The organism is Zavarzinia sp. CC-PAN008, from assembly GCF_051903925.1.
GTDB lineage: Bacteria > Pseudomonadota > Alphaproteobacteria > Zavarziniales > Zavarziniaceae.
Genome location: NZ_CP173678.1, coordinates 1,986,703 through 2,006,008, shown reverse-complemented (window position 1 = coordinate 2,006,008; position 19,306 = coordinate 1,986,703). Strand labels below are relative to the sequence as shown.

General features: G+C 69.8%; 18 protein-coding genes. 7 read left to right on the top strand and 11 right to left on the bottom strand.

Features of this window, described 5'->3' with window-relative positions; genetic code table 11:
* Positions 1–42: 42 nt before the first annotated feature.
* Together typA and ACI6GS_RS09305 are read right to left on the bottom strand one after the other, a co-directional pair.
* On the bottom strand, positions 43–1,866 hold the full coding sequence (gene typA, locus ACI6GS_RS09310) for a translational GTPase TypA (RefSeq protein WP_439817511.1): 1,824 nt from the start codon (positions 1,864–1,866) through the stop codon (positions 43–45).
* A 111-nt stretch (positions 1,867–1,977) separates the two neighbouring features.
* The gene (locus ACI6GS_RS09305) at positions 1,978–2,481 is read right to left on the bottom strand and encodes a hypothetical protein (RefSeq protein WP_439817510.1); all 504 of its coding nucleotides are present in this window, start codon (positions 2,479–2,481) and stop codon (positions 1,978–1,980) included.
* Positions 2,482–2,644: 163 nt separating this feature from the next.
* Between ACI6GS_RS09305 and ACI6GS_RS09300 the strand changes: the two genes are divergently transcribed.
* On the top strand, positions 2,645–2,875 hold the full coding sequence (locus tag ACI6GS_RS09300) for a hypothetical protein (RefSeq protein ID WP_439817509.1): 231 nt from the start codon (positions 2,645–2,647) through the stop codon (positions 2,873–2,875).
* A 7-nt stretch (positions 2,876–2,882) separates the two neighbouring features.
* On the opposite strand, the gene ACI6GS_RS09295 is transcribed toward ACI6GS_RS09300, so the two are convergent.
* Complete coding sequence (locus ACI6GS_RS09295; RefSeq protein ID WP_439817508.1) at positions 2,883–3,665, bottom strand: alpha/beta fold hydrolase; 783 nt, start codon at positions 3,663–3,665, stop codon at positions 2,883–2,885.
* A 100-nt stretch (positions 3,666–3,765) separates the two neighbouring features.
* Between ACI6GS_RS09295 and ACI6GS_RS09290 the strand changes: the two genes are divergently transcribed.
* From ACI6GS_RS09290 to ACI6GS_RS09280, 3 genes are all read left to right on the top strand, one after another.
* Positions 3,766–4,434, top strand: a complete 669-nt coding sequence (locus tag ACI6GS_RS09290; RefSeq protein ID WP_439817507.1) for a class I SAM-dependent methyltransferase — start codon at positions 3,766–3,768, stop codon at positions 4,432–4,434.
* Positions 4,435–4,489: 55 nt separating this feature from the next.
* Positions 4,490–5,908, top strand: a complete 1,419-nt coding sequence (locus ACI6GS_RS09285) for an alanine/glycine:cation symporter family protein (RefSeq protein ID WP_439817506.1) — start codon at positions 4,490–4,492, stop codon at positions 5,906–5,908.
* A gap of 344 nt (positions 5,909–6,252) precedes the next feature.
* Positions 6,253–7,794 carry a DEAD/DEAH box helicase gene (locus ACI6GS_RS09280; protein ID WP_439817505.1) on the top strand — a complete coding sequence of 514 codons (1,542 nt, stop codon included), beginning with the start codon at positions 6,253–6,255 and terminating at the stop codon, positions 7,792–7,794.
* A gap of 54 nt (positions 7,795–7,848) precedes the next feature.
* Here ACI6GS_RS09280 and ACI6GS_RS09275 read toward each other — a convergent pair whose 3' ends face one another.
* Positions 7,849–8,763, bottom strand: coding sequence for a 3-keto-5-aminohexanoate cleavage protein (locus ACI6GS_RS09275; RefSeq protein WP_439817504.1), 915 nt, complete (start codon positions 8,761–8,763; stop codon positions 7,849–7,851).
* 117 nt (positions 8,764–8,880) lie between these two features.
* Between ACI6GS_RS09275 and ACI6GS_RS09270 the strand changes: the two genes are divergently transcribed.
* The gene (locus tag ACI6GS_RS09270; RefSeq protein ID WP_439817503.1) at positions 8,881–9,738 is read left to right on the top strand and encodes an SDR family NAD(P)-dependent oxidoreductase; all 858 of its coding nucleotides are present in this window, start codon (positions 8,881–8,883) and stop codon (positions 9,736–9,738) included.
* A gap of 19 nt (positions 9,739–9,757) precedes the next feature.
* Here the strand turns inward: ACI6GS_RS09270 and arsB are convergent, their stop codons facing one another.
* Genes arsB through ACI6GS_RS09250 form a run of 4 tightly spaced genes read right to left on the bottom strand, consistent with a single transcriptional unit; the run spans position 9,758 to position 12,220 of the window.
* Complete coding sequence (arsB, locus tag ACI6GS_RS09265) at positions 9,758–10,792, bottom strand: ACR3 family arsenite efflux transporter (protein WP_439817502.1); 1,035 nt, start codon at positions 10,790–10,792, stop codon at positions 9,758–9,760.
* Between the two features lie 44 nt (positions 10,793–10,836).
* A complete protein-coding gene (locus ACI6GS_RS09260; RefSeq protein ID WP_439817501.1) occupies positions 10,837–11,361 on the bottom strand; it encodes an arsenate reductase ArsC in 525 nt (174 codons plus the stop codon).
* 5 nt (positions 11,362–11,366) lie between these two features.
* Complete coding sequence (locus tag ACI6GS_RS09255; RefSeq protein ID WP_439817500.1) at positions 11,367–11,861, bottom strand: ArsI/CadI family heavy metal resistance metalloenzyme; 495 nt, start codon at positions 11,859–11,861, stop codon at positions 11,367–11,369.
* An 11-nt stretch (positions 11,862–11,872) separates the two neighbouring features.
* Positions 11,873–12,220 carry an ArsR/SmtB family transcription factor gene (locus tag ACI6GS_RS09250; protein ID WP_439817499.1) on the bottom strand — a complete coding sequence of 116 codons (348 nt, stop codon included), beginning with the start codon at positions 12,218–12,220 and terminating at the stop codon, positions 11,873–11,875.
* A gap of 115 nt (positions 12,221–12,335) precedes the next feature.
* Between ACI6GS_RS09250 and ACI6GS_RS09245 the strand changes: the two genes are divergently transcribed.
* A complete protein-coding gene (locus tag ACI6GS_RS09245; protein WP_439817498.1) occupies positions 12,336–12,770 on the top strand; it encodes a DUF1330 domain-containing protein in 435 nt (144 codons plus the stop codon).
* Between the two features lie 42 nt (positions 12,771–12,812).
* Here ACI6GS_RS09245 and ACI6GS_RS09240 read toward each other — a convergent pair whose 3' ends face one another.
* The 3 genes from ACI6GS_RS09240 to ACI6GS_RS09230 form a co-directional block, all read right to left on the bottom strand.
* Positions 12,813–13,889, bottom strand: a complete 1,077-nt coding sequence (locus ACI6GS_RS09240) for a zinc-binding dehydrogenase (RefSeq protein ID WP_439817497.1) — start codon at positions 13,887–13,889, stop codon at positions 12,813–12,815.
* A 173-nt stretch (positions 13,890–14,062) separates the two neighbouring features.
* A complete protein-coding gene (locus ACI6GS_RS09235; RefSeq protein WP_439817496.1) occupies positions 14,063–16,498 on the bottom strand; it encodes a YbcC family protein in 2,436 nt (811 codons plus the stop codon).
* 25 nt (positions 16,499–16,523) lie between these two features.
* On the bottom strand, positions 16,524–18,095 hold the full coding sequence (locus tag ACI6GS_RS09230) for a proton-conducting transporter transmembrane domain-containing protein (RefSeq protein WP_439817495.1): 1,572 nt from the start codon (positions 18,093–18,095) through the stop codon (positions 16,524–16,526).
* Between the two features lie 112 nt (positions 18,096–18,207).
* Here ACI6GS_RS09230 and ACI6GS_RS09225 point away from each other — a divergent pair, with 112 nt between their 5' ends.
* Positions 18,208–19,101: a LysR family transcriptional regulator gene (locus ACI6GS_RS09225; protein ID WP_439817494.1), complete on the top strand. Its 894-nt coding sequence runs from the start codon at positions 18,208–18,210 to the stop codon at positions 19,099–19,101.
* Positions 19,102–19,306 lie beyond the last annotated feature (205 nt).

Here is a 19,306-nt window from a genome sequence, read left to right as displayed (position 1 = left end):
GCCCATGTCCCACCGCGCGGCGGGACATGGGCGGAGTCCTGATCAGGCGGCGCGGCTCATGCGCTTGCGCACATTGGGGTCCAGGTAGCGCTTGCGCAGGCGGATCGACTGCGGCGTCACCTCGACCAGCTCGTCGTCCTCCACATAGGCGATGGCCTGTTCCAGGCTCATGCGGCGCGGCGGCGTGAGGCGCACCGCCTCGTCCTTCGAGGTCGTGCGGATGTTGGTGAGCTGCTTGCCCTTGAGCGGGTTCACTTCCAGGTCGTTGTCCCGGCTGTGCTCGCCGATGATCATGCCCTGGTAGACCTTGACGCCCGGATCAATGAAGAGCGGCCCGCGCTCCTCCAGGTTCCACAGCGCATAGGCGACCGACTCGCCATCGCCGTTGGAGATCAGCACGCCCTTGCCGCGTCCGCCGATGGGGCCCTTGTAGGGGACATAGTCCAGGAACAGGCGGTTCATCAGGCCGGTGCCCCGTGTGTCGGTCAGGAACTCCCCCTGATAGCCGATCAGGCCGCGCGACGGGACGTGGAAGGTCAGGCGCGTCTTGCCGCCGCCCGATGGGCGCATGTCCTTCAGCTCGCCCTTGCGCAAGGCCAGCTTCTCGACCACGACGCCGGTAAAGGCCTCGTCCACGTCGACCAGCACTTCTTCCAGCGGCTCGGTCCGGTTGCCGGCGTCGTCCTCGCGGAACAGGACGCGGGGGCGGCTGATGGACAGCTCGAACCCTTCGCGGCGCATCTGCTCGATCAGGATGCCAAGCTGAAGTTCGCCGCGGCCCGCGACCTCGAAGGCGTCCTTGTCGTCCGTCTCGCGCACGCGGATCGCGACATTGCCCTCGGCCTCGCGCAGCAGTCGCTCGCGGATGACGCGGGACTGGACCTTGCCCCCCTCGCGCCCCGCCAGCGGGCTGTCATTGATGGAGAAGGTCATGGCCAGCGTCGGCGGATCGATCGGCTGGGCGGGAATGGCTTCTGCCACCACGGGTTCGCAGACGGTATCGGCAACCGTCGTCGTGGTCAGGCCGGCCACCGCGATGATGTCGCCGGCGTCCGCCGTTTCGGTCGGCACGCGCTCGATGCCGCGGAAGCTCAGGAGCTTGGTGATGCGGCCCGTCTCGATCACCTGGCCATCGCGGCCGATCGCCTTGACCGGCATGTTCTGGCGCGCCTGGCCGGAATAGATGCGGCCGGTCAGCACACGGCCAAGGTAGGGATCCGCCTCGATCGTGGTGACCAGCATGGCGAAGGGCGCCTCACCCGCCGCCTTGCCCTCGACGTTCGGCTCGGGCACGTGGCGCACGATCAGCTCGAACAGGGGCGACAGGTCCTCGCCCTGGACGCCCTGTTCCATGCTGGCCCAGCCATTGCGCCCGCTGGCGAAGACGGTGGGGAAGTCGAGCTGATCGTCGCTGGCTTCCAAAGCGGCGAACAGGTCGAAGACCTCGTTGTGGACTTCGGTGATGCGGGCGTCGGCGCGGTCGACCTTGTTGATCACCACGATCGGCTTCATGCCCAGCGCCAGCGCCTTGGACAGCACGAACTTGGTCTGTGGCAGCGGCCCTTCGGCGGCGTCGACCAGCAGGACCACGCCATCGACCATCGACAGGATGCGCTCCACCTCGCCGCCGAAATCGGCGTGGCCCGGCGTGTCGACGATGTTGATGCGGGTGTCGCCCCACTGGACCGACGTGCACTTCGCCAGGATCGTGATGCCCCGCTCCCGCTCCAGCGCGTTCGAGTCCATGACGCGTTCGGCGACCTGCTGGTTCGCGCGGAACGTGCCGGACTGCTTCAGCAGCTTGTCGACGAGCGTGGTCTTGCCGTGGTCGACGTGGGCGATGATGGCGATGTTGCGAAGGGTCATGGTGCACTGCACAAAATTTAGCGGCGCACCATAGTCCGATATTGCGGGCATGACAAGGCCGGACGCCCCGCTCCCCATGCATGGGTGAGGAGCGGGGCGGCGCGTGGGGGATCAGTCGCGCCCGATCCCGTCGCCGGGCAGGACCGGCGTGGCCATGCCGGATTGCGGATTGATGTCGTCCGGGGTGATGACCGGCATCGTATTGGGCACCGGCGGGGGCGCCACCGCGATCTCGCCATCGCCGGTCGGCGGCGGCGTCACGACGCCATCGCGCGGCTCCAGCGTCTCGGTCAGCGTACCGGGACGCGACTGCGGCATCGGCGCCTCCGCGCCATCCGCGGCGCCGATGTCGGAGCCCGGATTGATGCCCGGAAGGTGGTCGGGCGGGACCGGGATCACTTCCGTCTCCGCCAGGTTCAGCAGGCCGGGGTCGCGCCAGGCCGGCGCCACGTCGTCCGTGCTCAGCCCCGGAATCGGGCCTTCGAAGATCTGCCCCGTGCCGGCTTCCGGCAGCATGGGATCCGCAAGGTTGGTGCGCGTGGCGGCGGATGCGGGAACGATCGTTGCGGCACCCGCAGCCAGGGCGATCCAGAGGACCGTTGTCGAGGCTTTCATCGCCTCCTCCTTGGCTGGGTTTCGATTGCCCTTCCCAATGCGGTCAAACGAAAATGGTTGCGTGTGGCACTCGGGATACGGCCCCCGCGATCACGCGCTTGTCACCGCCCATGGGCCGTCGAAGGGGGCATCCTGGCCCCATGAGCATGCGTATCCGTGTCCCATGAGCCGCAGGCGCGTTGTTGCCCCCGGCCAGCTCTATCGCTCGCCCACCGGCCGGATCTGGCTGGTGGAGGCGGTGTCCGACGACCCCAGCGGCATCCCCCATGCGCGCATGCGCGATTCCCGGGACTGGACCGAGACGCGGACCCTGGCCTGTCCCGAGGTGCTGAACCCCGACCGCTTCACCCCGGCCGGGCACTATCCGGCCGAGGGGGGCGAACTGGACGCCTGAGGCGCCCTCACCGCCGCCAGCGGTCCTCCTCCTCCATCTTCGGGCGCAGGCGCAGGAACTGGAAGGCCGCGGCCTTGGCCATGCCGTCCTGCAGGATCGAATGGTGCGACGTGCCGGGCACGGTCTGGGCGACGGCGCCGGGGATCGCCTGGGCCAGGCGGTCGGCCGGGCCGGCGCTGGGATCCTGCTCCGCCCCCAGGACCAGCACAGGCGTGCGGATGGCGGCGAGGTCGGCCGAGGCACCGCCGATGCGCAGCCCCTTGAGGCACGAGACCAGGGCCGCCCGGTCGCCACCGCTGGCATCGGCGAAGGTGCGGAACGACGCGGCGAAGGCGTCCGTGACCGACTTCGGGTCGTCCGTTTCCAGCGCGTGGATCATGGCGCTGGGCTCGCGCGGGGGATCGAGGACGGTGCCGCCGATGCCGATCAGCACGGCCCGTCCAAAGCGCGCGCCATGCCGGGCCAGCAGGTGCAGGCCAAGCCTGGCGCCCAGCGAGTGGGCGATCAGGTCGACCCCCTGAAGGTCATAGCGATCCAGCAAGGCAAGCACGTCGGCCGCCATCAGGTCCATCGTATAGGAGGCCGTGTCATGCGGCTTGCCGCTTTCGCCATGGCCGCGCAGGTCGAGCGCGAAGGCCTCCCGCCCGCTGGCGATCACCGCATCGAACCAGCCGGCGGCGCGCCACGTGATGCGCCGGTCGGTGGCGAAGCCATGGATCATCAGGACGGGCGCCCCGTCGCCCACGCCGTCGAAGACGATCTCCACCCCGTTCGGATTGAAACGCGCCACGGCACCCTCCCCTGTCACAGTTTTGCCGGCACTGTGTTTTGTCGCAGCCGTGTCGTCCAGAGCCTTGCGCACCGCACCTCCGCACGCGTCTGCTGGCGGAATGAGCCAGAGCCCCACCTCATCCGGTTTCCCGCAAGGTGCCTTCGACCGCCAGGACGACAGCCCGGATCCCGGCTTCTACGCCATGCCGCGGCTCGTCGCCCATATCGACGACGCCGCCATAGCCGCGCTGACGCGGGCCTATCGCGGCCTGTTGCCGGCGGGCGGCGCCCTGTTGGACCTGATGTCCAGCTGGATCTCACACCTGCCCGCCGACATCGCCTATGCCCACGTGACGGGCCTGGGCATGAACGGAGAGGAACTGGCCCGCAATCCCCGCCTGGACGCGCGGGTGGTGCAGGACCTCAACGCGCAGACCCGCCTGCCCTTCGCCGACCGGAGCTTCGACGCGGCAATGATCGCGGTGTCGGTCCAGTACCTGACGCAGCCGGTCGAAGTCCTGGCCGACGTGCTGCGCACGCTGAAGCCTGGCGCGCCCGTCGCCATCAGCTTCTCCAACCGCTGTTTCCCGACCAAGGCGGTGCGCATCTGGCGCGTGATGGACGACGAGGACCACGGCCGCCTGGTCGTGCACTACCTGCACCAGGCCGGGTTCGACGCCCTCCAGGCATTTGAACTGCTCCCCCCCGGCGGCCCCGGCGATCCGCTGTGGCTGGTCGTGGGGCGCAGCCCCGTTCCCCGGGCTGACGCCGCGACCTGGACAGGATGACGCAGGCTGGCCCATCCTGGCGACCGTCACGAAACGCAGGCGCTGGGGGGCGGCGATGGACACGGTGATCGGTTTCCTGAACACCATCTTCTGGGGCTATGTCCTCATCTATGGCCTGATCGCGGTCGGGATCTTCTTCACGCTGCGCCTGAAGTTCGTGCAGATCGTGCATTTCCCGGAGATGTTCCGCGCCGTCACCCGCTCCAACACCAACGACCGCTCTGGCATCACGCCGTTCCAGGCGCTGTGCACCAGCCTTGCCTCCCGCGTCGGCACCGGCAACCTGGCGGGCGTGGCCGTCGCGCTGTACCTGGGCGGGCCGGGGGCGATCTTCTGGATGTGGGTGGTCGCCCTGGTCGGCATGGCGACAGCCTATGCCGAAAGCACGCTGGCCCAGCTCTACAAGACCCGCAACGACGAGGGGCAGTATCGCGGCGGGCCGGCCTTCTACATCGCGCGTGGCCTGGGCCTGCCCTGGCTGGGCGGGGTCTTTTCGGTCTGCCTGATCCTGGCCTTTGGCCTGGTCTTCAACGCGGTGCAGTCCAACTCGATCGCCGACGCGGTCCAGGGGGCCTTCGGCGTGCCGAAGCTGTGGACCGGGATCGCCGTGGCGGCGCTGGCCGGCATCGTGATCTTTGGCGGCATCCGCCAGATCGCCCGCGTGGCGGAGATCATCGTCCCCTTCATGGCGGTCGCCTACCTGCTGATGGCGCTCTATGTCGTGATCGTCAATATCGGCCAGGTTCCGGCGATCATCATGCTGATCCTGTCCAGCGCCTTCGGGCTGGAGGAAGCAGCCGCCGGCTTCACCGGGGGCCTGGCCGCAGCCATGCTGAACGGGGTCAAGCGCGGCCTGTTCTCGAACGAGGCGGGCATGGGCTCGGCCCCCAACATCGCCGCCGTGGCCACGCCCGACCCGCACCATCCCTCGTCACAGGGCTTCGTCCAGGCGCTGGGCGTGTTCATCGATACGCTGCTGATCTGCACGGCGACAGCGATCATGATCCTGTTGTCGGGCACCCTGGCGCCCGACTCGGGCGTCACCGGCACGCAGCTGACCCAGGTCGCCATGTCGGCCCATATCGGCTGGGCAGGGCCCTATTTCATCGCGGTCGCGATCTTCTTCTTCGCCTTCACGTCGGTGATCGGCAACTACTCCTATGCCGAGAATGCGATGACGTTCCTGGGCCTGGGCGGCCGTGGGCCGCTGATGATCCTGCGCGGCCTGGTGGTCCTGATGGTCGTGTGGGGCGCCTATGAAAGCGTCGCGACCGTGTTCGACGCGGCAGACGCGTCCATGGGCCTGATGGCGACGATCAACCTGGTGGCGATCGTCCTGCTGTCGGGCACGGTGGCCAAGCTGACGGACGATTACTTCGCGCAGCGGCGCAGCGGCCGGCAGCCCGTCTTCCTGGCCGAGGCGTTCCCCGAACTGCGCGGCCGGATCGACGCGGACATCTGGTCGCGGCGCTAGCGCCGCGCCGGATCCCGGACAAGAGCAGCAGGCCAGTGGCGATGGCGCCACAGGGCGGTGGCGCGCGGCTGCCCTGCGGCCGCGCCGATTGACTATGGCGCCGCCCATCCCTAGTTTGCGCTGCAGCGACGGTGCCCGGGCCAGCAATCCGGCATTCTGATCGGCTGCGTGACAGTGCGCGGGAGTCGGGGCGGCAAGGCCCCCAGGTCCTGCGCCCGGCCAGATCCTCAATCGCTTGCATTCCCGGACACCCCATCACGCGGGTCGTCTCCAGACCCCGGACGGGTTTGGGTCGCGCCGTGGCATGCGGTCGCGCGCCCGGCCGGCTTGTTGAAAGACTTGGCTTGTCCAGCTTTTCCGAATTTGGCCTGAATTCCCTGATCCTCGACGCCGTTTCCGCCAAGGGCTACCAGAGCCCGACGCCGATCCAGGCGCAGTCCATCCCCGTCATCCTTGAAGGCCGCGACCTGTGCGGCATCGCCCAGACCGGCACGGGCAAGACCGCGGCCTTTGCGCTGCCCATCCTGCACCAGCTGGCCGCCCGCCCGGCGCGGCGCCAGTCGCGCGGCTGCCGCGCCCTGATCCTGGCGCCCACGCGCGAACTGTGCAGCCAGATCGAGGAGAATTTCCGCGCCTATGGCGAGCGCCTGGACCTGCGCACCGGCGTGATCTTCGGCGGCGTCTCCATGGGGCGCCAGGTCCAGATGTGCCAGCGCGGGCTGGACATCATCGTGGCCACGCCCGGCCGCCTGCTTGACCTGATCGACCAGCGCGCCCTGTCGATCGAGCGGATCGAGATCCTGGTCCTGGACGAAGCGGACCAGATGATGGACCTGGGCTTCATCCACCCCTTGCGCCGCATCATCTCGATGATCCCGAAGGAGCGGCAGACGCTGTTCTTCTCCGCGACCATGCCGCGGCAGATCCAGGCCCTGGCCGAGTCGATGCTGCAGAACCCCGTCCAGGTTGCGGTGCGCCCCGTCGCCACCACGGCCGAGCGGGTGGAGCAGTCGGTGATCCACGTCCCCACCTCGGTCAAGCCGGCCCTGCTGCGGCAGATCCTGCTGGACCCCGCGATGGAGAAGGTCCTGGTCTTCACCCGCACCAAGCACGGCGCCGACAAGGTCGTCCGCCAGCTGGAGCAGGTGGGCGAGCCGGCGGCCGCCATCCATGGCAACAAGTCCCAGCCCCAGCGCGAGCGGGCCCTGGCGGGCTTCAAGGCGGGCAACATGCGCGTCCTGGTCGCGACCGACATCGCGGCGCGCGGCATCCATGTGGACGAGGTCAGCCACGTCGTGAACTACGACCTGCCGAACGTGCCCGAAAGCTATGTCCACCGCATCGGCCGCACCGCGCGCGCCGGCGCTGCCGGCATCGCCATCTCGTTCTGCAATCACGAGGAACGGGCCTATCTGCGGGATATCGAGCGCCTGACCCGGCAGGCCATCCCGGTCCTGCCGCTGCCCGCCGACCTGGCGAGCGCCGCGGCCAGCGCGCCGCCCGACGCGCCGATCATGCAGCAGCGCGGCCGCCCGAACCAGGGCCAGAGCCACGGCCACAACCAGGGTGGCCGGCCGCAGCAGCAGCCGCGCGGCCAGCAGCAGCGGCCGCAGTCCGCCCCCGCCCAGCATGGCCGGCCGCAGCAGAACCCGCGCGCCCGGGCCGAGACGGGAACGGCCCAGGGCCATGCCCATGGCCGTCCGCAGGAGCACGGCCGTCCGGCCCATGCCGGCCAGGGCAAGGGTGGTCCCGGCGGCCAGGGCCAGGCGCCGCGTGGCGGCCAGGGCCGGCCCAGCCGCCAGGGTGGCGGCATGGACGAGCAGACCGGCCTGCCCCGCTTCCTGTCCAACCCCGGCCAGCGCAACCAGGGCGGCGGCCGCCGCTAGACCGCTGACCTCAGGCCCCTCCCCCGTTCCCCAGGAAGGGGGGAGGGCGCCCGGTCAGGCCGTGGCGCGCAGGGGCAGGGCCATGATCTCCGCCGCCTGGGCGCAGCTGGCCGGTGGCCGGCCCACCTCGCGGCAGAGCGCCGCCACCTGTTCCACCAGCGCACGGTTCGACGGCTTGTCCGCGCCCGCGTGATCCTCCAGCCCGACGCGGACATGGCCGCCGCGCTCCAGGGCCAGCCGGGCCAGGCCCGTCTCGACCACGTCGCCGCCGAAGACCGCGACCGCCCAGGGCAGGCCGCTGCCCTCCAGCATTTCCAGGTAGGCGTCCAGGGCCTTGGCCGTGGGCGGCAGACCGAAGGTGACATTGCCCCGGCGGCCGTCGACCGGACTGTAGTCGCCCCCGAAATAGAGCTTCACCAGCGTGCCCGCCGGCAGCTGGCCGGCCCTGGCCCAGGCCAGCGTGGCGCGCAGGAAGCCGGGTTCGTAGATCGCGATGGACGGGCCCAGCCGCGCCTCGCCCAACAGGCGCATCAGGGCGCCGATATCCTCGAAGGCATTGGCATAGACCAGCGACGGCTTGCCCGGCAGGCCGTCCGGCCCGACGGCGGCCAGGTTGACGGACCCCGGATCGCACACCGCCATCGTGGCACCACCCTGCCCCGCCAGCAGCCGGAAGTGACCCCAGCGCTCCTCGGGCGTTGTCCCGCCGGCGATGGTCGGGCACAGGATCGCATCCGGCTGCGCCGCCAGGACCGGGCGCCAGCCATCACGGTAGCGCGCGGCCGCGGCCGCCCCGCCCAGGTCATAAGTTTCGACATGATTGTGGATGATGGCCGCACCCGCGTTCAGGCAGGCAAGGGCATCGGCCGCCACTTCTTCGGGCAGGAGCGGCACATGGGGATTGCGCCGCCTGGAGGTCGCCCCGTTGATGGCTGCCTCGATGATCGCGGGTTGTTCGCGCGTCGTCATGTCCCCTCGTTTCCCTGTGCCCTGTCTCACGGCCGGAAGCCGCTGCGCCCTGGTATGCGGCGGGCGCGCGCGCGACTATAACAGCGCTTAGAAAACAACGGGCAACGGGAGGACGACATGGGGAACGCGATGGCCGCCGGCCGGCTGGCGGGCAAGGTTGCGGTGATCACCGGCGGGGCCAGCGGCATGGGCCGCGAAGCCGCCCTGCGCTTCATCGCCGAGGGCGCCCAGGTCGTGATCGTCGACCTGAACGAAAAGACGGCCGAGGAGACGCTGGGCCTGGCCGGCCAGGCCGGCGGCGCGGCGGCAATCCGCTTCCAGAAGGCCGACGTCTCGGACGAGGGACAGGTCCAGGCGGCGATCGATCTGGCGGTGCGCAGCTTTGGCCGCCTGGACTGCGTGTTCAACAATGCGGGCGTGGGCGGTGCCATCGGGCCGCTCACCGAGCTGACGGTCGAGGCGTGGGACCGGACCTTTGCCCAGCTCACCCGCTCGGTCTTCCTGGGGATCAAGCACGGCGCCCGCGTGATGATCGCCCAAGGCTGGGGCGGCTCCATCATCAACACGGCGTCGGTCGCGGGGATGGGCGGCGGCGCCGGCCCCGCCCCCTATTCCGCGGCCAAGGCGGCGGTGGTCAATCTTGGCTGCAACGCTGCGATGGAACTGGCGCCGCACCGCATCCGCGTCAACACGATCGCGCCCGGCGGCATCTATACCCCGCTGGTCGGCGTGCGCAGCCAGACCGACATGCAGGGCTTCATGCAGGGCCGCCAGCCCTGGCCCGACGTCGGCATGCCCAGCGACATCGCCAACGCCGCGCTGTTCCTGGCCAGCGACGAGTCGCGCTTCATGACCGGCTCGACCGTCCTGGTCGACGGCGGCCTGCTGGCGCGCGGGCCGGGCCTGTTCCAGGACCCGACTGCCATCTCTGGCGGGCGAACCGTCTTCAACATGGGGTCCACCGGCACACGTTGAGCCGGCTCCCGCCCAGGTGTCAGGCGGGCACCCGGCGCTCGTACCAGGGCCGGGTGCGCCGCACGATGTGGACGACGGTCAGCATCACCGGCACCTCCACCAGGACGCCGACCACGGTTGCCAGGGCGGCACCCGACTGGAAGCCGAACAGCGCGATGGCCGCCGCCACCGCCAGTTCGAAGAAGTTCGACGCCCCGATCAGCGCCGACGGCCCCGCCACGCACCAGGCGACGCCCAGGCGTCGGTTCAGCCAATAGGCCAGTCCCGCATTGGCATAGACCTGGATCAGGATCGGCACCGCCAGCAGTGCGATGACCAGCGGCTGCTCGACGATCGCGGCCCCCTGCAGGCCGAACAGGATCACCAGGGTCAGCAGCAGGGCCGCCAGCGACAGCGGGCCCAGGCGGCGCAGCGTCGTCGCCAGGGCACCAGCACCACCCGGTCGCCGCAGCAGCGCGGCGCGCCAGACCTGCGCCACCGCGACCGGCACCAGGATGTAGAGCACCACGGACAGGACCAGCGTGTCCCACGGCACGCTGATCGCCGACAGGCCCAGCAGCAGTCCCACGATGGGGGCAAAGGCGACGATCATGATGGCATCGTTCAGGGCCACCTGAGACAGCGTGAACTGCGGCTCGCCATCGACCAGGTTGGACCAGACGAAGACCATGGCGGTGCACGGTGCCGCGGCCAGCAGGATCAGCCCGGCCACATAGCTGTCGACCTGCTCCGCGGGCAGCCAGGGCCGGAACAGGGTCGCGATGAAGAGCCAGGCCAGCAGCGCCATGGAGAACGGCTTCACCAGCCAGTTGACGCCAACCGTGGTGGCGATGCCGCGCCAGTGCCGGCCCACCTGGGCCAGCGCCGCCGGGTCGATCTTCAGCAGCATGGGCACGATCATCAGCCAGATCAGCCCCGCCACCGGCAGGTTGACCTCGGCCAGGGTAGCCCCGCCGATCGCCTGGAACAGGCCGGGCATGACCTGTCCGGCAGCGATCCCGACCACGATGCAAAGTCCGACCCACAGGGTCAGATAGCGTTCGAAGAGCGACATGGGCGGGTCCGTTCAGCGCCGCGCCGGCACCGGCCAGCCCTGCCTCATGACGCGGCGCGGTCGCTGGCGTCGTCGCGCAGGCGGCCGATCTCGACCACCTTGGACGTCGCCTCGCTCCGGCTCAGCTCCCGGTGCTTCAGTGCCAGGAAGATCAGGATGCGCCGCTCAAGCTGGCGGAACGCGTCGCGGAAGGCCTGCATCTTCTGCGGCTCCGCGCCCTCTACCGCAGCCGGGTCGGCGACGCCCCAGTGGGCCGTGATCGGCTGGCCGGGCCAGATCGGGCAGACCTCGCCCGCGGCGTCGTCGCACACGGTGAAGACATAGTCCATGGAGGGGGCACCGGGCCTTGCGAACTCGTCCCAGCTCTTGGAGCGCAGGCCCGTGGTCGGCATGCGCAACTGCTCCAGCAGGCGCAGGCTCAACGGATTGACCTGTCCCTTGGGGAACGAGCCCGCGCTGTAGCCGCGGATGCGCCCCTGCCCGTGATGGTTGACGATCGCCTCCGCCAGGATGCTGCGCGCCGAGTTGCCGGTGCACAGGAACAGGACGTTGATCGGCTGGCCAGCCATCCCGGCTACTCCGCCGCCTGCGGCGCGCAGCATCCAGCGCCGGCCGGCGCCTCCGCCGTTGCGGCCGGCGCCATGGCGGCGGGGGCGCAGCAGGGAAGGTCCTTGATCTTCTCCACCAGCTTCGCGTCGCCGTAGAACGTGCTGGCGCCATGGGTCAGGAAGGTTTCCCACACCACGCCCTGGGGATCGCTGACCCACTGCTTCTGCGAGGTCGCGTAGCAGCATGCGGTCGAGGCATCCTCGAACACCGGCCGGTCAGAGGCCTCGATCCGCTCATAGACATCGACCAGTTCGCCCGGTGTCTCCACCTGGATGCCCAGGTGCTGGATGCCAGGCGCGTCGCCACGGTTGGAGATCGCGAAGTTCACGCGCGGATCCTCCAGCATCCACTTGGCATAATCGTCCTTCAGGACAGTGGGCTCGCTCGCGAACAGGGTCGAATAGAACCGGACACTCTGGGCCAGGTCCTGGACCGCGACATGGACATGCAGGCGTTTCATGGGCGTCTCCTTCAGCAGCGGGCCGCCCCGGGCGCGCAGCACAGCGCGGCGAGGTCGGCGATGGGGGCACAGATCTGGGCATTGCCGCGGCAGCAGTCGCGCACCAGGAACGCCAGCAGCGCCCCCATCTGCGCGTATTGCGCCGTGTAGATGATCGACCGTCCCTCCCGGCGGGAGGCGATCAGGCCCGCCTGTGCCAGGACGTTCAGGTTGGCGGACAGGGTGTTGGGCAGGCTGTCCAGGCGGCGCGCGATCTCGCCCGCGGCAAGGCCGTCGGGCCCCGCCTCGACCAGCAGGCGGAAGGCGGACAGGCGCCCCTCATGGGCGAGGGCTGAAAGGCTGGCGACGGCGATCTGCATTTCCATATTTCTGGATTACTAGAATTATAGAATCAATGCAAGACCCTTCCGCGCGTCGTCGGACGGCGGACTAAGATGTCCGGGCGATAGTCAGCAATCCGTGCCAGGAGCAGCCATGAGCGACCGCCACATCGATCCCGAACGGTCCCAGTTCAACGCCTTCAAGGACATGGACCGCGACCAGCCGGTCGAGATGATCAATCTGGTCGCCTTCCGCGCGCGTGCGGACTATCCGGCGGATCACCCCTGCGCGGGCCTGAACCTGACGGGGGCCGAGGCCTATGCCCGCTATGGGGCCGAAAGCGGCCCGGTGTTCGAACGGGTGGGTGGGACCGTGCTGTGGACGGGAACGCCGCAGCTTGTCCTGATCGGCCCCACGGACGAGGCCTGGGATACCGCCTTCGTCGCGCGCTATCCGCGGGCGGCGGCGTTCCTGGAAATGGTCACCGATCCGGTCTATCGCCAGGCCGTGATCCACCGGCAGGCGGCCGTGCGCACCTCGCGCCTGATCCGCACGGCGCCCCGCAAGGCGGGCAAGGGCTTCGCCTGAAACCCCTGCCCAGGATGCGGGGCCCCTACCGCGGGGGCGGCGTCAGCCGCGCGTCGGGTCGATCAGGAACTTCTCGCCGGTCGCCTTGCGCTCATAGGCCCGCAGGTTGTCGGGGGACAGTGCCTCGGCCAGGCTGATCACCTTGGTGTAATGGCTGCGGAAGGTCGTGGTCAGTTCGTCCGCCACGCGCTGGCGCAGGCGGGCGGCGACCTCAGGGCCCACCTTGTTCAGGAACGGCGGCAGCAGCCAGCCCGAGACGCTCCACTGGAAGCCGAAGGCCAGCCGGTTCAGGACGGTCGGCGACAGGTCCAGCGCGCCATAGATGTACAGCTGCTTGAACGCGTCCGAGCCATAGCGGCTATAGGTCGTCATCCGCCGTACGGCCGCCCGTTCCATCGCCTGCACGATCTGCGAGGCAAGCGTGCCGCCGCCGATCGCGTCGAAGGCGACGGTCGCCCCCGTCTCCACGATCGCATCGACAAGGCGCGCCTCGAAATCGGCGTCCTTGCTGTTCAGGACATGGGTCGCCCCGATGTCCTGGAGGATCTTCGCCTGCTCGGTCGAGCGGACGATGTTGACCAGGGGCACGCCGTCGGCCAGGCAGATCCGCTGCAGCATCTGGCCAAGGTTCGAGGCGGCTGCGGTATGGATGATCGCCGGATGCCCCTCGCGCCGCGCCGTCTCGACAAAGCCCAGGGCCGTCAGCGGATTGACGAACATAGACGCGCCGTCGGCAGCACTCGCCCCCTCCGGCAGGGGGATGACATCCCGGACATTGATCAGGCGGTAGTCGGCATACATAGCGCCGCCGAACATGCCGACCCTGCGCCCTTCAAGGGCCTTGGCATTGCGCCCGGCCGCCACGACCGTCCCGGCGCCTTCGTTGCCCACGGGCAGCGACTGGCCCAGGCGCCCGGCGACCGCCGGAAGCCGCCCCTCCGGCACGGTGAAGGTCAGAGTCGGCGCGCCGCCGGCGCCCCCCTCCCGCAACGTCGCCAGGTCCGCCGGCCCCAGCAGCAGGCCGAGATCGCTTGGATTGATGGGTGCCGCCTCGATCCGCACGACGATCTCGTCGTCACCCGGATCGCCCACGGACACATCCTGCAGCGAGAGCGTCAAGGTCCCATCCTGGCCGATCGCCGAATGCAAAGCCCGCCCGCCAAATGCCATCTGTCTTTCCTCCCGCTTGCAGGACTGCGCGCGCACCACGCGCCACGCGCCCGTTGCAGCATGTATCCCATGTCCAGGCCCATCGAGAAACCAACTGCACCCACCGCCGCACCGGAAGGGCGTCACGCGGAGAGCGGCAGGGGATCGGCGGCGGCCTGCGCCGCGCCCGTGCAGCGCTCCCAGGCCAAGCCACCGGCATAGCGCCACGCCATGCCTCCGCCATCGTCGAGGGCGAAGAGATGCAGCCAGCGATTGTCGAACAGCGCGCGAACCGCGGGATGCCGCTCCAGGATGTCGCCGATTGCCTGGCGCGGCGCCTCGACCAGCACGGATAGCCGCAACGGCTCGTGCACCAGCCGCTCGCCATCGTGCACCGACTGCCAGGGCAGTCCGCCACGCAGGACACCGCCATTGCCCTCGACCACGCCGAGGCCGCCGGTCACGTTGTGCAGCAGCTTGTTGCCCGCCCCGAACACGTCGGGCGCCACGGTCGAGCCGTAGTATTGCAGGCTGATCCAACTGGCGACGACCACCGGTGCCGTCAGGATCAGCTCCAGCACGCCAAAGCCCGTGTCGCGCGTCCAATCGTAGTCGTGCAGGAACGCCCGGCCCGCCAGGTCGCGTCCCCTGGTGCGGGAGCGCGGGGCGGCGATGAACGCCTGGCACCCGGCAAGGGCCCATTCGGGACGCAGTTCCGCCCAGTCGCGCGCGCGATGCGCGATGGCGCGGCCGCTGGCGGCTCGCGGCAGGCGCAGCGCCCGCTCGCCCCGCGCCAGGGCTCCCGCCGCTGCCAGCCAGCGCCTTACCTGCTGCAGGTCCCCGGCGTGGTCCGCCGTCGGGTGGTCGGCCGCATAGATCGCGACATCGTCCGTCGTCGTGTCGTGCAACGCGGCCAGGAACAGCGTGTCCCGGGGGATGGCGATACCCTGCTCGCCAAGCCCCGCGCGCACGTCACGATCGTTGAGCAGCACCGCCAGTAGCCGTGCATTGACCTCGCCCGAATAGCCCCCGCAGGCACCACAATGCAGCGCACTGGCATGCGGGTTGTTGACGACATTGGCGCCATGCCCGGCCAGCAGGACCAGTCGCGCAAAGTGATCCGTCAGCGACATTGCCCTGAGCACGGTCGCCGCGATCCGCACGCGCGTCGCAAGGTCCAGCGCATCGGCCGGCCGCGGCGGCGGGTCGTTCGGCAGCGGCTGGCGCGCCAGGCCCAGGCCGCTCGCCAGCAGCTTGCCCGCATGGAGCGGTCCCGTCGCCTCGACAAAGGCAAAGGACGAGATCGCGGCGAGCTTGAAGCGCCCCCAGGCCCGGCCGCCGCGCGCCGCCAGCCGGGCCGCACGGTCGCTACGCTCGACCTCCGGCGTCTCGGTCCCCGCGCAGGTAAAGACGGACGGCTTCAGCAGCACCGGCAGCCGGGCCTCGACCACGTCCGAGGCGAAGCGGCGATGGCCGATGCCCAGGCCGAAGAACCCCGCAAAGCCCAATGTGGTGATGCCGGGATCCAGGCTTTCCAACGCTCGCCGGAAAACTTCCGAGCGCACGTCGATGCAGAACGCCATCTGCAGGCCTTGGCGGCTGGCGACCGGCGCGGGCGCGGGCGCGGCGGCCAGCACGGCATGAAGGCGGCGTTGGGCGGCGCGTTCGGCCGCTTCCTGCAGGATGGCGTCCACGCCGTCGTCGGAGGTTGCGGCGACCGGTTCGACATAGGCCGCAATGGCCACCTGCCACGACTGCAGGAGTGCCGCGCCGTGGTGGCGGAACAGGGCAACCTCCCACAGCAGGCGTACCGCCAGCAGGTCGGTGACCGACGCGTCGGTCCGGCCATCGAGTTCCGCCTGCCACAGCCGATGGCGGGCGACCTGGGCCCAGCCGCCAAGGCTCATGAGCAGCCTGTGGAAGTAGCTCTCAAGCGCCGCCTCCGGCAGGCCAAGGCGGTGGACGCATTGGACAAGCGCATCGTGGGCACTTGCCGGGGCATCGGCCACACCTTGCGCAAAGCCGGCAAGGCCTGCGATCTCCGGCGTCAGGTCATGGGTCGCGACGGCCCGCCAGGCGGCATAGGCGCCGTCGGCCTGCAGCCCGGTCCACAGGGCCTGACCCTGGTCGAAATAGGCCGCGGCCCAGTGACCGATGCGGTCATTGACGATACCCGGCCAATCGATCGCCGCCAGATCGCGCGCGAGTTCGGCCAGGGTGGGCGCGGCAATTGTCGGCGTCCGACCAACCTGTGCCACCTGCCTCAGCGCGGCGAGGTTTGACGGCCGGAGGCCTGGCGGGGCGGCGTCGAAGGCCGCCCGCAGATCGTCATCGGTGATCGCCCCGGAACGCAGGCGCTCCGCGTACCATGCTCGATCCATGGTCAACGCGATGCCGCCGGCCCGCCGCAAGCGGGCTGCGGCGACGGCGAGCGGCTCGCCCGTCTGGCCCAGGAAGGGGTTCACCGCGACGCTCGCGGCAAGCGGCCAAAGGGGGGGAATGGCCCGCGCCGCGTGGTTGGCGGCCGCGACGATCGCCGCGGCGGACGGGCACGGCACTTCGATCGGTGTCATCAGCATCGGCACTATCCTTGCGGTGGGGGGATCACGAGGCCTTGCGCAGGGACCAGCCGCCCAGCAGGCGGTCGATCGCGGCATTGGCATAAAGGCCGTTTGAGAGGTGGACGCGCAGGCCGACCGCTGCGGGGTGGGACGCCCAGAGCGGGAACAGCGCCTGGGCCACGGCCACCAGCCCGAAGCTCAGAACCGCCAGGCCCATCAGCGTCCATTCCAGGCGTCCCGGCGACGGCGCTGGAGGCAGGACCCCTGCCGTCAGCCATTCGGCGGCGCTCTGGAGCGCGAAATAGCCGATCGCCGCCGCGACGGCATAGGCAGCCGTGCGACGGGTCAGCGGTCGCGGCGCCGCGTCGGCAAGGCCCTGGGCCAGAAGGTAGGCGACACCAAGGATCAGGATGGCGCCAAGTGCCAGCGCCTGGGGCGACTTCTGCCCGAAGCCGAAAGCCAGGCCAAAGGCCGCCCCGATCGCGGCATAGATCGCCAGCGCGATCAGGAAGGCGCGGCCGACCGCGACGCCGTCCGGCACGGCGACCGGGCCGGGCCGGCGGATGGCGGCCACCTGCTCGACCGCGCCGCCGGAGGCCAGGAACGCGTGCGCCTTGTAGAGCGAATGGGCCACGATATGGAGCAGTGCCAGCGGGAACAGCGCCAGGCCGCACTGCAGCACCATGAACCCCATCTGCGCCACGGTCGACCAGGCGAGCGATGTCTTGACCGCCGGCTGGGTCAGCATGACCAGCGCACCAAACAGCGCGGTGAAGCCGCCCGCCATCGCCAGGACCGCAAGCACGCCGGGGGCAAGAAGCATCACGTCGGCGAAGCGGATCAGCAGGAAGCCGCCGGCATTGATCACGCCGGCATGGAGCAGGGCCGAGACCGGCGTCGGCGCCTCCATCACCTCGGTCAGCCAGCCATGGGTCGGGAACTGCGCCGACTTCAGCAGGGCGGCCAGCGCCAGCAACGCCGCCGCAGCGGTGACGACCCACGTGCCGTCACCGGCACGGGCCAGCCCGTTGATCGTGGCGATGTCGCTCGTCCCGAAGGCGAGCCAAACCAGGCCGGCGCCACCGGCCAGCGCCACGGCCCCGATGGTCGAGAACAGGCGCTTCTTGCGGGCAGCCCGCTGTGCGCCGACGCGATCGGGATAGAACACCAGCAGACGGTGCAGTGCTGCACTCGTCGCGATCCAGGCGCCAACCAGCTGGACCAGGTTTCCCGCCTGCACCAGCAGCAGGACGGCTGCCAGCGCCACGCACAGCCAGCCGATGAAGTAGCCCTGCCGGGCCTCGCCATCGAGATAGGTGCGGGCAAAGCGCACGACGATCCAGCCGACAAAGGCGACCAGCAGCAGCATCGTCGCACTGACCGCGTCGAGCCGGACAGAGAGCCCGATCCCGGCCGCGCCGATCAGTCCGCTGTCGCCCGCACCCCGCAGGACGAGCAGCGCAAGCGACCCGAGTGCCACGAGCAGGGCGGCGATCGCGGCACCCTCCGCGACCACGAGCACCAGGGCCGGCCGTCGGCCACTTCGCGCCAGGCCAAGGGCCGCGGCGGCAAGGAGCAGGATCGGGGCAAGAAGTGGGAGCAGGTAGTGCGGCAAGGCAGTCCCCCCGGAGTAAGGCCAATCGGGACGCCTGCAATACCAACCTCGATACCTGACAAAAAATTCATTGTTGACGGGCGGTCGTTCGATTTTATCGAATGATTGCGCCATGCTGAACTACAACCATCTGCGCTATTTCTGGGCCGTCGCCCATGACGGCAACCTGACCCGCACGGCGGAGCGGCTGAACCTGACGCAGTCCGCCCTGTCGGTGCAGATCCGCAAGCTGGAGGACCGCCTGGGCCATGCGCTGTTCGAGCGGCGCGGCAGGCAGCTGCACCTGACCGAGGCCGGCCAGATCGTCCTCGACCATGCCGATGCGATCTTCGCCACGGGCGACGAACTGCTTGGAACGCTGCGCCAGACGGGCATTGCGCGGCAGGCGCTGCGCGTCGGCTCCCTCGCGACGCTGTCCCGCAACTTCCAGATGGAATTCCTGCGCCCCGTGCTGGGGCGCACGGACATCGACCTGATCCTGCGCTCAGGCGGTGCGGGAGAGCTGCTGCGCGCCCTCGAATCGCTCAACCTGGACGTGGTCCTGCTCAATCAGGCGCCGCCGGGCGACGCCGTGACGCCGCTGGTGACGCACCGCCTGGCGGAGCGTCCGGTCAGCCTGGTGGGGACGCCCGACCGCCTGGGCCATGCCGCCAGCCTGGCGGATCGACTGCGCCAGCATCCCATCATCCTGCCCACGGTCGACAGCACGGTACGCGCGGGCTTCGACGCCCTGGCGGATCGCATGGGCGTCAGGCCGCAGATCGTGGCGGAGGTCGAGGACATGGCGATGATGCGGCTTCTGGCCCGCGAGGACATCGGCCTCGCCGTGCTTCCGCCCATCGTGGTCAAGGACGAGATCGCGGCGGGAGTGCTGATGGAGGGCGATCAGCTGCCCGGCATCGTCGAGACGTTCCACGCGGTCACCATGGCGCGCCGCTTCCCGAACCCCCTGGTCCGCCTGCTGCTCCAGCCGGCACCACCCCCTGCCGCCCCCGCGCCAGACTGACCGTCCGGCAGGCAGCAAGGCGCGGCCAGGATCGCTCCCGCCGCCGGCCCGAATCACCTCAATGTCACTGAACCGCTGGCGACCCCTACGGTCGTCGGATCTTCATAGATAAAGCGGCCCTGACTAGAGAGTTTCGATCATACCCATCACTGCATCTATCATCGCAGCCATGCTGATGAGGGGGCGCGCTGCATCAGGCCGACGT

Excerpts from the sequence above, each read along its gene's own strand:
- ACI6GS_RS09275 (WP_439817504.1), bottom strand. The coding sequence starts at position 8,763 with ATGACGACGCGCGAACAACCCGCGATCATCGAGGCAGCCATCAACGGG.
- ACI6GS_RS09260 (WP_439817501.1), bottom strand. The coding sequence starts at position 11,361 with ATGGCTGGCCAGCCGATCAACGTCCTGTTCCTGTGCACCGGCAACTCG.
- ACI6GS_RS09225 (WP_439817494.1), top strand. The coding sequence starts at position 18,208 with ATGCTGAACTACAACCATCTGCGCTATTTCTGGGCCGTCGCCCATGAC.
- ACI6GS_RS09235 (WP_439817496.1), bottom strand. The coding sequence starts at position 16,498 with ATGCTGATGACACCGATCGAAGTGCCGTGCCCGTCCGCCGCGGCGATC.
- ACI6GS_RS09285 (WP_439817506.1), top strand. The coding sequence starts at position 4,490 with ATGGACACGGTGATCGGTTTCCTGAACACCATCTTCTGGGGCTATGTC.
- typA (WP_439817511.1), bottom strand. The coding sequence starts at position 1,866 with ATGACCCTTCGCAACATCGCCATCATCGCCCACGTCGACCACGGCAAG.
- ACI6GS_RS09290 (WP_439817507.1), top strand. The coding sequence starts at position 3,766 with ATGAGCCAGAGCCCCACCTCATCCGGTTTCCCGCAAGGTGCCTTCGAC.
- arsB (WP_439817502.1), bottom strand. The coding sequence starts at position 10,792 with ATGTCGCTCTTCGAACGCTATCTGACCCTGTGGGTCGGACTTTGCATC.
- ACI6GS_RS09300 (WP_439817509.1), top strand. The coding sequence starts at position 2,645 with ATGAGCCGCAGGCGCGTTGTTGCCCCCGGCCAGCTCTATCGCTCGCCC.
- ACI6GS_RS09270 (WP_439817503.1), top strand. The coding sequence starts at position 8,881 with ATGGGGAACGCGATGGCCGCCGGCCGGCTGGCGGGCAAGGTTGCGGTG.
- ACI6GS_RS09250 (WP_439817499.1), bottom strand. The coding sequence starts at position 12,220 with ATGCAGATCGCCGTCGCCAGCCTTTCAGCCCTCGCCCATGAGGGGCGC.
- ACI6GS_RS09255 (WP_439817500.1), bottom strand. The coding sequence starts at position 11,861 with ATGAAACGCCTGCATGTCCATGTCGCGGTCCAGGACCTGGCCCAGAGT.
- ACI6GS_RS09305 (WP_439817510.1), bottom strand. The coding sequence starts at position 2,481 with ATGAAAGCCTCGACAACGGTCCTCTGGATCGCCCTGGCTGCGGGTGCC.
- ACI6GS_RS09245 (WP_439817498.1), top strand. The coding sequence starts at position 12,336 with ATGAGCGACCGCCACATCGATCCCGAACGGTCCCAGTTCAACGCCTTC.